The organism is Salipiger aestuarii, assembly GCF_003259905.1.
GTDB classification, from domain to species: Bacteria; Pseudomonadota; Alphaproteobacteria; order Rhodobacterales; family Rhodobacteraceae; genus Salipiger; species Salipiger aestuarii.
The window spans coordinates 222,143-236,441 of sequence record NZ_QLMG01000002.1; the positions used below are offsets into that span (position 1 = coordinate 222,143).

Annotated in this window: 8 protein-coding genes and 2 pseudogenes; 7 read left to right on the plus strand and 3 right to left on the minus strand. The window is 62.9% G+C overall.

Annotated elements, in window-relative coordinates; translation table 11 throughout:
• Positions 1–181 precede the first annotated feature (181 nt).
• From ATI53_RS02415 to ATI53_RS23580, 3 genes and pseudogenes are all read left to right on the plus strand, one after another.
• Positions 182–451, plus strand: coding sequence for an usg protein (locus ATI53_RS02415; protein ID WP_009504997.1), 270 nt, complete (start codon positions 182–184; stop codon positions 449–451).
• Positions 452–709: 258 nt separating this feature from the next.
• Positions 710–1,739: pseudogene (locus tag ATI53_RS02420) on the plus strand (IS1595 family transposase).
• Positions 1,740–2,335: 596 nt separating this feature from the next.
• The gene (locus ATI53_RS23580) at positions 2,336–2,638 is read left to right on the plus strand and encodes a hypothetical protein (protein WP_205912122.1); all 303 of its coding nucleotides are present in this window, start codon (positions 2,336–2,338) and stop codon (positions 2,636–2,638) included.
• Between the two features lie 159 nt (positions 2,639–2,797).
• Here ATI53_RS23580 and ATI53_RS02430 read toward each other — a convergent pair whose 3' ends face one another.
• Together ATI53_RS02430 and hemB are read right to left on the minus strand one after the other, a co-directional pair.
• Positions 2,798–3,352, minus strand: a complete 555-nt coding sequence (locus ATI53_RS02430) for a lipid-binding SYLF domain-containing protein (protein WP_009505005.1) — start codon at positions 3,350–3,352, stop codon at positions 2,798–2,800.
• Positions 3,353–3,536: 184 nt separating this feature from the next.
• Positions 3,537–4,535, minus strand: coding sequence for a porphobilinogen synthase (gene hemB, locus ATI53_RS02435; RefSeq protein ID WP_009505007.1), 999 nt, complete (start codon positions 4,533–4,535; stop codon positions 3,537–3,539).
• A gap of 113 nt (positions 4,536–4,648) precedes the next feature.
• Between hemB and ATI53_RS02440 the strand changes: the two genes are divergently transcribed.
• From ATI53_RS02440 to ATI53_RS02455, 4 genes are all read left to right on the plus strand, one after another.
• Complete coding sequence (locus ATI53_RS02440) at positions 4,649–5,173, plus strand: hypothetical protein (protein WP_009505008.1); 525 nt, start codon at positions 4,649–4,651, stop codon at positions 5,171–5,173.
• A 66-nt stretch (positions 5,174–5,239) separates the two neighbouring features.
• Positions 5,240–8,743 carry a transcription-repair coupling factor gene (gene mfd / locus ATI53_RS02445; RefSeq protein WP_240778533.1) on the plus strand — a complete coding sequence of 1,168 codons (3,504 nt, stop codon included), beginning with the start codon at positions 5,240–5,242 and terminating at the stop codon, positions 8,741–8,743.
• A 261-nt stretch (positions 8,744–9,004) separates the two neighbouring features.
• A complete protein-coding gene (locus ATI53_RS02450) occupies positions 9,005–10,738 on the plus strand; it encodes a sugar phosphorylase (RefSeq protein ID WP_009505012.1) in 1,734 nt (577 codons plus the stop codon).
• A 718-nt stretch (positions 10,739–11,456) separates the two neighbouring features.
• Positions 11,457–13,868 (plus strand): Ig-like domain-containing protein, encoded by a 2,412-nt coding sequence (locus ATI53_RS02455; RefSeq protein ID WP_111549652.1) that lies wholly within the window; start codon positions 11,457–11,459, stop codon positions 13,866–13,868.
• Between the two features lie 174 nt (positions 13,869–14,042).
• On the opposite strand, the pseudogene ATI53_RS02460 reads toward ATI53_RS02455, so the two are convergent.
• Positions 14,043–14,299: pseudogene (locus ATI53_RS02460) on the minus strand (integrase core domain-containing protein); the annotation flags it as partial.

Below are 14,299 nucleotides of genomic sequence, written 5' to 3' on the forward strand. Positions count from 1 at the left end.
TGTCTGTTCTGATGCTATATCTAGTTGAGCCGATCTATATCAGAGACAGGATGTTGCGCGCAATGGCCGCGCGCCCGGTTTTCTGGCAGCCACATCGCCCACCTGATAACAGACTGTTTTCATTGAAAGATAACGACTCGCGCGGCATCCTTCTATGACAGGACCGTGACGAGGTAAAGCGATGCAGGAAACACCGACCGAACTCATGCTAAAGGGATACGGGCTGACAACCGCCGAATTGTTCTACCGCATGCCCGATTATCGAAATGTTCTGAACAGCTTCGTCTGGCAGGAATACGACCTTGCGCCGGACCATCCAAAGCTGTTCGGCTTTATCGAATTCTGGCAGGACAGCATCGAAGGGCCGCTGCATTCGGTGCGCTTTACCCATCGCAAGATGCTGTCATCGGGCGAATGGCGCCATGTGGTCGGAGAGTTCCACTATCACTGAAAGCGCAGCAGGGGGCGCTGCCCCCTTTTGCAAGCCGGGAATTACACGCGGAAGACGCGCGCGGCGGCGCCGCTTTCCATGCGGGCCATCAGGCTTCCCACTTATCCACGAGAAAAAAAGCAGCCAATAGTACAAGTCACTGAGAAGGCGTAGTATTTCGGAAGTTTTGTCTTATTTTGCTCTGTCTTGCAGCTTCTGCTTCGTGCGGCGGACATATGGCCAAGATTGTCCGGCTGTCGAAACGAGTGGTGAAGCCTGATGATCGCCGATCTCAAGTCGATCCCGGACATCTGGAAGCGCATGCCGGGCGAGCTGCACGCACGGCGGTACCAGGAAGGGATCATCTGGCCCATTGGTCGGCATTGTCCCCATTGCGGGTCGGTTGCCTCCTCTGCTCTTCGCGGCCGGACTTGTCGGCCTGGTCTTTATCAGTGTCGAGACTGCCGACTTTCAGTTCACTGTCACAACGCTCACCCCGATGCACGGCACCAAACTCGACCACCGGATCTGGATCTGCGCGATGTTCGTGGTGCTTGACATCGAGCAAGGGCATCTCCTCAGTCGTGATGGCACGGTTACTGGGAGTGAACCAGAAAACTGCTTGGAAGATGGGGCCTGCCATTCGGGAAATGATGGATGACCGGAACGGTGGGTTGATGCCACTGGAAGACATTGTCGAGGGAGATCAGACGTATGTCGGAGGGGCACCGAAATCCCTCTCGGGTGCCTACAACCCACCCGGCAGGGGCACTCTGGTAAGCCGCTGATCTTCGTGGCCGCCTCTCGCGATGGGCAGGCACGCGCGCGGGTCGTCCGCAATGATCAGCCGGCGACACTGGAACCGGTTTTCCTGGAATGGATCGACCCGGCGACAACCAGCCTGATGACCGATGGCAGCAAGAGCTATCGAGGCTTGGGACAGACCATGGCGGATCACCAGCATGTGATTCACAGCCTGAAAGAATATGCCAATACGGAGACCGGCGCGCATGTGAAACCGGCTGAAGCCGTGATCTCCCAACTGCAGCGTGCCCTGGCTGGGGTTTGTCACACCCTTGGCAGAAAACGCCTCCAGCGATACCTCGACGAGATCGTCTGGCGATGGAACCACCAGGACCCTGTCCGGGAAGTGGTCAAGCAATGGACAACGAATGCCGGAATCGAGCGGGAGAAATCGACCACGATCTGGCGCCCGATCCCGGTGGTTGACCAGATGCGCGTGCTGCTTCAGGGCGCGGTCGGTAAACAAGTGCGCCGATCAAGGGAATATGGTCTGTGCTGGTCCTGAGCATTGCTATCTATCCGGGACAGCGTGATATTTGCGTTCCGCTTCGCGGCTGAATGCCCGCAAGCGTCTCGTGCAACGGCATCACGGAAGAGAGGCGTCCCGAAGATGAAAAGACCCTGACACGGACCGGGTGGCACCGGTGATCTCCTTTCTTTCGGGAAATCTGCCACGCATTGATCATGGTTGGCAGCACAAGTTTTCGACAGCCTACCAGATTGGTTGTGAGGCTCTGATGGCGCTCGGCGAGGCGACAGAGATCAGCGGAGGCGCTATTCGCCGGGAAAATCCAAAACGCCCGGAACACCTCCCTCGGTGGGACGACATATGCATCGCGGTTCTCCGGCTGGCCGAACAGCAGAACAAGCTCACTTCCCGTTTGCCGGACGGAACGAGTCCACCTCCTCGGACGCCATGGCGGGTTATCAACGCGCCGCCCCCGCCTCCGCCGAACATCCTGCCAGCCCAAGGCATGGGACCCGCGCGCCAACGATGAGGTGTCGTCGGTCCCAATCGCCCTCGGGCTCATCGGCGCCGAGGGCCGCTGGACCGAGCAGGCAGAACCCGTCCTTTGGCGCGACCAACCGCGCGAGTGCGAAATGGATGTGACCTCCGACCCCCGTTTTCTCGGAGCGGTGCGGCACGCGGTTGAAGTCATTTCACCGGTCATACGCATAGAGATTGACCGCCTGGTGAGGATCACCAAGAAAGACGTCGAAGCCCACATTCGACATCATGATCATGCTATCGACGAGGGCCGGGAAAACTATGCCCCGAAAGCTCGTTTCGGTGCGCCGATGACGCCGGAGAAGGCCGTAGATAGCTTGCGCGTCCTGCGCCGCAACGAACTTGATTGGATCTTCTTCCGCCATTGGCGACTGCGTGAGGGGGCTAACCCGTGACCAATCAGCAAGTGCTTTGCAGATTTTTCACGACCCTCTGGCCAAACAGATGAGGCGAGCAGTTCTCATTCGGCTTCACCCTGGCTTTCCACGCTTCGCGGAATAGCCGCTGAGCGTCTTGAGAAGTTCGCACCTGCTTTTTTTTGGTGGATAAGCGGGTCAGGGAATGATGCGTGTGTATTTCGTGCCTTCCAGTGTCGCGCCCAGGCGCAGCCCGGACTGCCCGAAGATCACCGCGATGACCGGAGACATGGATGTGGTTGTCTCGGCGGCGAGGGTTTCGCCTTTTTCAGGTGTGGCGTATTCGATGTTTGCGCCGGCCGCCCAGCCCGGCGAGCGCCGGAAGTTCGACAGCGCCTCCTGGGTCATGAAAAACAGCACATGCGCATATTGCTGCGCCCCGATCTGCAACCCGCCGGTGCCTTTGACCATCGAATAATAGTCGACCGTCACGCCCCCCACGCGCAGCGCGCCGCGCCCATAGGCGCCGCCAAGGCCAAGACCCGCCTCGGTCACCAGCGGCATGACCAGCATGCCGGACGCCTTTTTGCCAAGGTCAACGGTGCCGGGAAACTGGTAGTACATCTGGCTGAGCGTGGAATCGACGCGCGCGTCGATCGTCGAGCTGCCAGTGCTTCCCACACCGTTGCCGCAGGCTGTAAGTGCGCCCATCGCCCCCAGAGAGAGAGTGAGCTTGCGTCGGGTCATGTTCATCGGTCTGCTCTCGAGTCCTGTGCCTTGGGCCGTCTGTGTCGGGCCGTGACTGTCGATGGGGTGACGTCCGGCTGTCCCGCCGGTTGCACGAGAAGGGTACAATAGCCGGGACGGGGTGTCACCCGGCATGTTCCCGCCCCGGCAAAGTTCCGCAAGAGTCCCGTGGCGGAAGGCGAAAGCGTGGTCACCCGTTCAGCAACCGGGCCGCCGCCGGGGCGAAATAGGTCAGCACCCCGTCGCAGCCCGCGCGTTTGAATGCCATCAGGCTTTCCAGCATCACCTTGTCGCCATCCAGCCAGCCGCGATCGAACGCACCCGCCAGCATCGCGTATTCGCCCGACACCTGATAGGCAAAGGTCGGGGCGCCGAACATGTCCTTGGCTCGGCGGCAGATGTCCAGATAGGGCATTCCCGGTTTGACCATCACCATGTCGGCGCCTTCGGACAGGTCGCGTTCGATCAGGCGCATCGCCTCGTCGGAATTGCCGGGCTGCATCTGATAGGTCTGCTTGTCGCCCTTCAGGGCGCCCGATGCGCCCACGGCGTCGCGGAAGGGGCCGTAAAAGCCGCTCGCGTATTTGGCCGAATAGCTCATGATCGCGGTGTTGCGGAAGCCTTCGCGTTCCAGTTCGGCGCGGATCGCCGCGATACGCCCGTCCATCATGTCCGAGGGGCCGATGATGTCGCACCCCGCGCGGGCCTGGCTGAGCGCCTGTTTCACCAGCGCCTCGACCGTTTCGTCATTGACGATTTCGCCGTCCACCACGAACCCGTCGTGCCCGGTCGACGAATAGGGATCGAGCGCCACGTCGGTCATCACCGCGATGTCGGGCACCGCGTCCTTGATGGCGCGGGTGGCGCGGTTGGACAGGTTTTCCGGATTCCACGCTTCGGCGGCATCTTCGCTGCGCCTGGACGGATCGGTATAGGGAAAGAGACAGATGGCGGGAATGCCAAGCGCGTGGGCCTCGCGCGCGGCATCGACCACCTTGTCGACCGACAGGCGGTTGACGCCGGGCATGGATGTTACGGGTTCGCTGATGTCCGTGCCGTCGCGCACGAATACCGGCCAGATGAAATCCGCGGGGCCTAGCACCGTTTCGGCCACCAGCGCGCGCACCGCCGGGGTGGCGCGCAAGCGGCGCAGGCGTGTTGCGGGAAAACCGGCAATCTTGGGTTTCATCGGGGGCCTCTCTTGATAACGCGGCTCTTGGGTGGCATGGAAAGGCGGCTGTCACAAGGCCCGGGCACCGCGCCTGCATCAATAGGCCGCGCGCAAGAGGGACCAAGGCTTCAGTGGACTGGTACGAAAACGTTCTTGAGACCATAGACCTGCGGTCTTTTTCCAACATGTGGTACTGGATCGCGCTTGCGGTCACCTGGTCCACGGCAAGCCACTGGGTGCTGGGGGTGCCCTTTGACATGGTGGGCCGGGCGCGGCGCAATGGCGGACAGGCGGCGCAGGATCTTGAGGATCTCGTGCGGATCAACGTCAACCGCATCGTCATGACCGTGGACGACGCCGGGATCTGGCTGGCGGCCATCGGGCCGATGATCCTCAGCGCCTTGATGTGGTCGGGTTTCCGGTACGGGGTCGAACTGGCGCAGGCGGTGTTCCTGCTGGCGTTCCCGATGTCGCTGGTGGGGCTTCTTGCGCTGCGGGCGGCCCGGCAGATCCAGAAGGGCGCGATTTCGGGGCCGGATCTGTGGCGCAAGCTGACGCGGCACCGGTTCTGGGTTCAGGTGATCGGGCTGGTGTCGATCTTCGTCACCGCGCTGTGGGGAATGTTTCAGAACATGAGCTATCAGGCCCTTGGTTGACCAGCGCGGGCGCGGGGCTGCTTTAAGCGGTTGACGGGCGGGCGCGGGCGCGCCAAATCCCGGTTCATGGTACAAACCCTCTCCCCGACCTCCCGCATCGTCATGGGTGGCGCGCCCGAAGGCTTCGACGCGCAGCTTGTCCTGTCCGAGGCCGGGAAAGCCGGCGGGCCGGTGATTCATGTCGCGCGCGACGACAAGCGCATGGCGGCGCTGCGCGAGGCGCTGGCGTTCTTTGCGCCCGACATGCCGGTCATCACCTTTCCCGGCTGGGATTGTCTGCCCTATGACCGGGTGTCGCCCAACCCCGACATTTCCGCCGCGCGCATGGCGACGCTGGCGGCGCTGGTCCACACGATGCCCGACCGTTTCGTGCTGCTGACGACGCTGTCGGCGGCGACGCAATACCTGCCCGCGCGCGACATTCTGCGCCAGGCCGCGTTTACCGCCCGCGTCGGCGACCGGGTGGACGATGCCGCGCTGCGCGGCTTTCTGGTGCGCATGGGATTCGTGCAGGCGCCCACGGTGACAGAGCCGGGCGATTACGCGATCCGGGGCGGCATCATCGACATCTTTCCGCCGGGCGACGGCGGGCCGGTGCGGCTTGACCTGTTTGGCGATGTGCTGGACGGCGCGCGCCGTTTCGACGCAGCCACGCAGCGCACCATCGAAAAGCTGGATGCCATCGAATTGGCCCCGGTGTCCGAGGTGATCCTGGACGAGGCGTCGATCACACGCTTTCGCCAGAACTATCGCATCGAATTCGGGGCGGGGGGCAGTGACGATCCGCTGTATGAATCCGTCAGCGCCGGGCGCAAGCAGCAGGGCATGGAACACTGGCTGCCGTTCTTTCACGACCGGATGGAGACCTTGTTCGACTATCTTCCGGACGCGCCGGTTCTGATGGACGACCAACTGACCCCGGCGCGGATCGCGCGCTGGGACAGCATCCAAGACCAGTACGACACCCGCCGCCACGCCATGACCCAGAAGGGCCGGCTGGATTCGGTGTATAAACCCGTGCCTCCGGGGCGGTTGTATCTGGACGAGGCGGCGTGGGACGCGGCCACCGCATCTCGTCGCCGGGTGCAGTATCATCCGCTGCCGCAGGCCACCGGGCCGGGCGTGGTGGATGCGGGCGGTCGCATCGGGCGCAACTTTGCCCCCGAGCGCCAGCAGGAGAACATCAGCCTGTTCGGGGCGCTGGCCGATCACGTCAGGGCAAGGATGCAGGACGGCCCCGTGCTGATCGCGTCCTGGTCCGAAGGGGCGCGCGAACGCCTGACGGGTCTCATCGAAGACGAAGGCCTGGCCGGCGCGGTCCCCGTCAGCAACGCCACCCGCATCGGCAAGCGCGGGCTGCACCTGGCGGTCTGGGCTTTGGAAACCGGGTTCGAGGCACCCTGGGGCGGCGGCGGATCGGCTCGCGACCAGCAATGCCGCATCACGGTGATCTCGGAACAGGACGTGCTGGGCGACCGGCTGATCCGCGCGCCCAGGAAACGGCGCAAGGCGCAGAATTTCCTGACCGAGGCGCAGTCGCTGTCGCCGGGCGATCTGGTTGTGCATGTGGATCACGGCATCGGGCGGTATCAGGGGCTGGAGGTGATCACCGCCGCCGGGGCCGCGCATGAATGCCTGCTGCTGGACTATGCAGAAAGCGCGCGGCTGTACCTGCCGGTCGAAAACATCGAACTGCTGTCGCGTTACGGGCATGAGAACGGATTGCTCGACCGTCTGGGCGGGGGGGCGTGGCAGGCCAAGAAGGCGCGGCTCAAGGAACGCATCCGCGAGATGGCGGACAAGCTGATCCGCGTCGCTGCCGAGCGCGCGTTGCGCCGTGCGCCGGTCATCGACCCGCCCCCCGGCGCCTGGGAAAGTTTCTGCGCGCGCTTCCCCTACACGGAAACCGACGATCAGGTCAGCGCCATCGAGGATGTGCTCGGCGACATGACCAGCGGGCAGCCGATGGACCGGCTGATCTGCGGCGACGTGGGCTTTGGCAAGACCGAAGTGGCGATGCGCGCCGCCTTCGTGGCCGCGATGTCCGGGCAACAGGTGGCGGTGATCGCGCCGACCACGCTTCTGGCGCGCCAGCACTACAAAAGCTTTGCCGAACGGTTCCGCGGCTTTCCGCTGAATGTGGCGCCGCTGTCGCGTTTCGTGTCCTCGGGCGATGCGGCGAAAACGCGCGAGGGGATCACCAGGGGTACTGTCGATATTGCCGTTGGCACCCACGCGCTGCTGGCCAAGGGCATCCGCTTCCAGAACCTTGGCCTGCTGATCATCGACGAGGAACAGCATTTCGGGGTGGGTCACAAGGAGCGGCTCAAGGAGTTGCGATCCGACATTCATGTGCTGACGCTGACCGCGACGCCGATTCCGCGCACCTTGCAATTGTCACTGTCGGGGGTCCGCGACCTGTCGATCATCGGCACGCCCCCCGTCGACCGGTTGTCGATCCGCACCTATGTGTCGGAATTCGATCCCGTCACCATCCGCGAGGCGCTGTTGCGCGAACACTACCGCGGCGGCCAGAGTTTCTATGTGGTTCCACGCATTTCGGACATCCCGGAAATCGAGGAATTCCTGCGCGAACAAGTGCCCGAAGTGTCGTTCGTCGTCGCCACCGGGCAACTGGCGGCGGGCGACCTGGATGAAAAGATGAACGCCTTTTACGACGGTAAATACGATGTGCTGCTGGCCACGACCATCGTGGAATCGGGCCTGGATATTCCCACCGCGAACACCATGATCGTGCACCGGGCCGATATGTTCGGCCTGGCGCAACTGTATCAGATCCGCGGCAGGGTGGGGCGGTCGAAAACCCGCGCTTATGCCTATCTGACCACCAGGCCGCGCACCAAGTTGACCGACACGGCGGAAAAACGGCTGCGTGTTCTTGGCGCGCTGGATACGCTGGGGGCGGGGTTCACGCTGGCCAGCCAGGACCTCGATATTCGCGGGGCGGGCAACCTGCTGGGCGAGGAACAGTCGGGCCAGATGAAGGACGTGGGCTACGAGCTGTACCAGTCCATGCTGGAGGAAGCGATCGCCAAGATCCGCTCGGGCGAAACCGAGGGCTTGCTGGACGAGGGCGGCCAATGGGCGCCGCAGATCAATCTGGGCGTGCCCGTGCTGATCCCCGAGGCCTATGTGCCGGATCTGGACGTGCGGCTGGGGCTCTATCGGCGCCTGTCCGGGTTGACCACCAAGGTCGAACTGGAAGGTTTTGCCGCCGAATTGATCGACCGCTTCGGCAAGTTGCCCAAAGAGGTGAACACGCTGCTGCTGGTGGTGCGGATCAAGGACATGTGCAAGCGCGCCGGGATTGCCAAGCTGGACGCGGGGCCAAAGGGTGTGACGATTCAGTTTCACAACGACAAGTTCGCCAAACCCGAAGGGCTGGTCGCGTTCATTCAGGGCGAAAACGGTCTGGCCAGGATCAAGGACAACAAGATCGTGGTGCGGCGCGACTGGGCGCGCGACAGCGACAAGATCAAGGGCGCCTATGCGATTGCCCGCGATCTGGCGGAAAAGGCCGGGGCGATCCGTCTGCGCGAAAAGCGCTGAACGTTCGGCGGGGGTGACGGGGGCTGCCCCGCACGGTACGCCCCCCCAACGGCATATTTTGGGCCACAGGAACGCTGCCGGCGCGGTTTCGGGCGCGGGGGGCGCGGTGCGCGCGCCCGGACCGGGTTTTCGCTTGTGCGCTTTCTTGCAAGTGCTTAACCCTTGGCCAAGCGCGTCCTGTTGCGGCTGGCGGGGCGGGAAGGCTACTTGCTGGCGCCCTGACGCAGGCGCATGACTTCAGACGGGGACCCGGGAGATCTCATGACCGTGAAATCCTTCAGCGCCAGATTGTCCGAGTTGCTGGGCTTTATCTATCCGGATGTGGACACGCCCATCCTGGGCAGTCAGGTGGTCGAGGCGTTCTGGCCGGACGATCTGCACCGTCGCAAGCAACCGCGCAAGCCGGGCAACAATCTGTGGTCGCAGAACGACGCGGTGCTGATCACCTACGGTGACAGCCTGATCGACGGCACCCACAAACCGCTGGACCTGATGCATGATTTCCTATCGTCGCATATGAAGGGGGTGGTGAACGGCGTGCATATCCTGCCGTTCTTTCCCTTTACGTCCGATGACGGGTTCGCGGTGACGGATTACCGCAAGGTCAATCCGCAGCTGGGCGAATGGTCGGACGTGCGCCGCATCGCGCAGGAATTCCACCTGATGTCGGATCTGGTTCTGAACCATGTGTCCAGCCAGGGCGTGTGGTTCAACGCCTACCGGCAGGGGCAAAAACCCTATGACAAGTTCTTCTTCGAAGCCTCGCCCGATGACGACCTGAGCATGGTGACGCGGCCGCGCACGACCCCGTTGTTGCAAGAGGTCGAAACGGCGATGGGCACACGCTACGTCTGGTGCACCTTCAGCCACGATCAGGTCGACCTTGATTTCCGCAACCCCGAAGTGCTGCTGGAGATCCTGCGCATCATCCGGCTGCACATCGACGAGGGCGTGCGCATCATCCGGCTGGATGCGGTGGCCTTTCTGTGGAAGCAGCTCGGCACCAACTGCATTCACCTGCCGCAGACCCACGCGGTGATCCAACTGATGCGGCTGTTGATGGATTACGCCAGCGAAACGGTGATCCTGCTGACCGAAACCAATGTGCCCAAGGCGGAAAACCTCAGCTATTTCGGTCACCGCAACGAAGCGCATGTGGTTTACAACTTTCCGCTGCCGCCGCTGATCCTGCACGCGATGATGTCGGGCGACGCGAAATACCTGATCGACTGGCAGCGCACCATGCCGCCCGCGCCGCTGGGCTGCGCCTATCTGAACTTCACCGCGTCGCATGACGGCATCGGGATGCGCCCGGCCGAAGGTCTGATACCGCCCCCCGAGATCGGCAGGATGATTGATACGATCCGCGCGATCGGCGGGCGGGTGTCGATGCGCTCGCTGCCCGGCGGGGGCGAAGCGCCCTACGAGCTGAACTGCTCCTATTTCGAAGCGATGGGCCGGACCTTCGAAGGGCCCGACGATCATCACCTTGATCGTTTCCTGTGTTCGCAGACCATCCCGATGTCGCTGGAAGGGATCCCGGCGTTCTACATCCATTCGATGCTGGCCACGCCCAACGATCTGGACGCGGTCGAGCGGCGCGGCATGAACCGGGCGATCAACCGGCACCGCTGGGATTACCCCGCGCTGATCGACAAGCTGAACGATCCCGACACCGTCCATGCCCGCGTTCTGGCGGCCCTGTCCGAACGGCTGAAGCTGCGCGCGCAACAGCCGGGGTTCCATCCCAATGCCACGCAGTTCACGCTGAACGTCGATCGCAGGATCTTTGGCTTGTGGCGCCAGGCGCTGGACCGGTCGCAGTCGATCTTTACCCTGCACAATGTCAGCGCGGACACGGTCGAGATCCCCGAGGGCGATCTGAACCTGATCGCCGACGAAACCTGGATCGACCTGCTGAGCGGCGAAGCGATCACGCCGGGGCCGGTGCGCATGGCGCCCTATCAGTGTCGCTGGATCGCCAACGTCGGCTGACCCACCGGCGCAGCGGAAATGTGGCGAAGGGGGCGCCTTGCCCGGATTTCGCCACATTCCGCCCGGATGATTCGCACAGCGTTTACCTTGTCTTCGACAGGACGGTGTCCAATCCTGACGGGCAACGCGGATTGACCACGCGATGGCGACAGGTTCCGCCACAATCGTTCCCGAGAGCGCAGGCGATTTTCTGCCGACCTCGATATCGGGATTGTTTCCGTTACGGCGGAAATTCCGGGCCGCGATGGTGGTCGGGGGCTTTGGATTTGCCTTTGAATCATTGGGAAATGGCGCGCAGGGCGTCGGGATGAAATGGAAACAATAGTCGTTCAAGTTTCCGTAAAGCTTGTTAAAAATCTGTTTCGAAAGCGGGCGGTCGCGGTCGAACCGGCATAGATCTCTACATTTTGTTCTTTGTCCGGGACACGCCGACCCCTATTACTCTGTGCAAGCCCAACTGGGGGTGAAGACATCTGGCCACGGGGGCGGCCGCTGAACGCAGGCATCCGCGAGGATGCGGAAGGGATGCGCAGGGCGAAAGGCTCCGCCGCGACGTAAGATCTTCGCCCACGCGAATAATGTGGGCAAAGGCGCGCGATCCGTCCGCAACACCTTGCAGGCATGACGAGCGATGAGATTGAGGCGGCGCCCCAAAGGTACCGTCAAGGTGGATGTGGCCCGGCATTACCCGGCGCCGACGTAATGAGGGTCGAAAATCATGGCTGATCTGGTTCTGGACTGGAACGCTTTGGGTGCTTACGGCACCAATCTTGATGATACCGCGGCGGACGCGGTCACCACGACGGTTGATACGGGCGGAGTTGCCGTCGACATCACCTTCACCGCACAGGACGATGAGGCGCAGGCGTTTACCGCGACCTACGACGGCCATGTGCCCGAAGGGTCCGGGATCGACCCCAATTCGCACCTCAAGCTGTTCGGGCTGGGCGGCGATGGCGGCGGCACGATCTCTTCGACCTCGACAACGGTTCTGGATTTCAACGCGACCGACGAGGCCTATGGCGACGCGGTGCAGAATGTCACCTTCGTGCTGAACGACGTGGACGGCGGCGCCGGCTCCGATCTGGGCGACCTGGTGGAATATGCCGACGGCGGCAACCCCGCGACCGGTTTCCAGGACTATGTGACCGTGCTGGCCTATGATGCCGGGGGCAACGCCACCGAGGTGACGATCACCCCGCTTGGCGGCACGACCTCGGTCGATGGGGACACCGCCACCGGCGATACGATCACATCCTTTGCCGATCAGAACGGCACGCTTCAGGTCGATATTGCCGGCCCCGTCTCGCGCATCGAGATCGTCTACGAGAACGGCGGAGATGCCACCCAGGGTGTGCTGATCTCGGACGTGTCGTTTTCGACCGTCGACGCGGAGGATCTGCCGCCCATGGCCGCAGACGATACCGTCACCACGCCCGAGGACGTCGCGGTCGTGATCAATGTGCTCGACAACGACAGCGATCCCGAAGGCGGCGCGCTGACGGTGACCGGCGCCACCGCGACCAATGGCGCCGTCACCATCAACGACGACGGCACGCTGACCTTCACGCCCGACGAAAACTACAATGGCGAGGCGCAAGTGTCCTATACGGTCGCCGATCCGACCGGCAACACCGATGACGCGGTTGTCGACATCACCGTTACCCCGGTGAACGACGACCCGGTCGCTGTCGATGACGATGTGTCCACCGATCCGGGCGCGCCCGTCACCTTCGATCCCACCGGCAATGACACCGATGTGGATGGGGACGAACTGACCGGCACCGTGGGCGATCCGGACTATGGCACCGTGACCGACAACGGCGACGGCACCTTTACCTACACGCCCGACGACGGCTTTACCGGCGAAGACACCATCCCCTACACCGTCGATGATGGCAATGGCGGCACCGACGACGGCGTCATCACCGTGACCACCGGCGACGATACCTGCCCCGTTGACAACACGCCGCCGGTTGCCGTTGACGATTCGGTCCCGACTGGGATCGACACGCCGGTCACCTTCGATCCGACCGCGAACGACACCGATGCCGACGGCGACCCGCTTGACGTGTCCGACATCGGCGATCCGGACAACGGCACGCTGACCGACAATGGCGACGGCACCTACACCTATACGCCCGATGATGGCTTTACCGGTGACGATACCATCCCCTACACCGTTGACGACGGGCAGGGTGGCGCGGATGACGGCGTCATCACCGTGACCACCGGCGACGATACCGGGCCTGGCGGCAATACCGCGCCGACGGCGGTCGACGATGTGTATGCGACGTCGCTCTACACCTCGCAGACTGTCGATCCGACGCTGAACGACACCGATCCCGAAGGCGATCCGCTGACCGTCACCGCGGTGGGCGAGGCCGACTTTGGCAGCGTCACCCTGAACGCGGACGGCACCGTCACCTACACATCGGACGCCACCCCGGATGGCTACACCGACGGCAGCTTCTATGACACGTTCACCTACAGCGTCAGCGACGGCAACGGCGGCGAGAGCGAAGCGAATGTCAGCGTCGAGGTTCTGCCCTGCTTTACCCCCGGCACCCTGATCGCCACGCCGCAGGGCGAGCGACTGGTCGAGGATCTTGAGGTCGGGGACCGGGTCATCACCCGCGACAACGGCATTCAGGAAATCCGCTGGATCGGCAACAGGGAACTGACCGGGCACGATCTGGCGCGCAAACCGCACCTGCGCCCGGTGCTGATCCAGGCGGGTGCGCTGGGGCGCAATCTGCCCGAACACGACCTGCTGGTGTCGCCCAACCACCGCGTGCTGGTCGCCAACGACAAGACCGCGCTGTATTTCGAGGAGCGCGAAGTGCTGGCCGCCGCCAAGCATCTCACCGGCCTTGACGGGGTGGACGAGATCGGCACGCTGGGCGTCACCTACATCCACATGATGTTCGACAACCACGAGGTCGTGCTGTCCAACGGCGCCTGGACCGAAAGCTTCCAGCCCGGTGACATGACGCTTGGCGCGATGGACGAAGACCAGCGTCAGGAGATTTTCGAGCTGTTCCCCGAACTGGAGCACACCGAAGGTCTGCGCGCTTATGGCGCCGCCCGCCGCTCTCTGAAAAAGCACGAGGCGCAGCTGCTGTGCTGACCAAATAACGGGACGGCCTCGGGACATCAGAGTTCGTCCCGCTGCGCTTCGACCCCGCATCGGGATGACCACGGGAAACGGGGTGACGCATGTTGCCCCGTTTTTCTGATTGCGATCTGCCAAAGTGCCTTCAATGAGAAAAAACAAGTCCTAAACGCCGGATTCAGGTGACATCTAGGTATTTAGTCCCGGCATGTGGTGGAACGGATTCAGGATGAATCGATCAGGCTCGGAAGTCGAGATCTTGCAGATGGATTCGTAGGGCGTGAGGCCGCCGAGTGTCTTCAGCCTGCGTGCGAAGTTGCAGGCTCGGCGAGGGGCGTGCACAGTTGGTCGTGGCTGTCGTAATGGTATCGCTTCACCGTCGCTTCCTTGATCGTTCGGTTCATCCGTTCGACCTGGCCATTGGTCCATGGATGGTTTGGCTTGGT

What these genes read in the sequence shown, in the direction of transcription:
- ATI53_RS02415 (WP_009504997.1), top strand. Translation starts at nt 182, where the DNA reads ATGCAGGAAACACCGACCGAACTCATGCTAAAGGGATACGGGCTGACA.
- ATI53_RS02430 (WP_009505005.1), bottom strand. Translation starts at nt 3,352, where the DNA reads ATGAACATGACCCGACGCAAGCTCACTCTCTCTCTGGGGGCGATGGGC.
- ATI53_RS02455 (WP_111549652.1), top strand. Translation starts at nt 11,457, where the DNA reads ATGGCTGATCTGGTTCTGGACTGGAACGCTTTGGGTGCTTACGGCACC.
- ATI53_RS23580 (WP_205912122.1), top strand. Translation starts at nt 2,336, where the DNA reads ATGGATGTGACCTCCGACCCCCGTTTTCTCGGAGCGGTGCGGCACGCG.
- hemB (WP_009505007.1), bottom strand. Translation starts at nt 4,535, where the DNA reads ATGAAACCCAAGATTGCCGGTTTTCCCGCAACACGCCTGCGCCGCTTG.
- ATI53_RS02450 (WP_009505012.1), top strand. Translation starts at nt 9,005, where the DNA reads ATGACCGTGAAATCCTTCAGCGCCAGATTGTCCGAGTTGCTGGGCTTT.
- mfd (WP_240778533.1), top strand. Translation starts at nt 5,240, where the DNA reads ATGGTACAAACCCTCTCCCCGACCTCCCGCATCGTCATGGGTGGCGCG.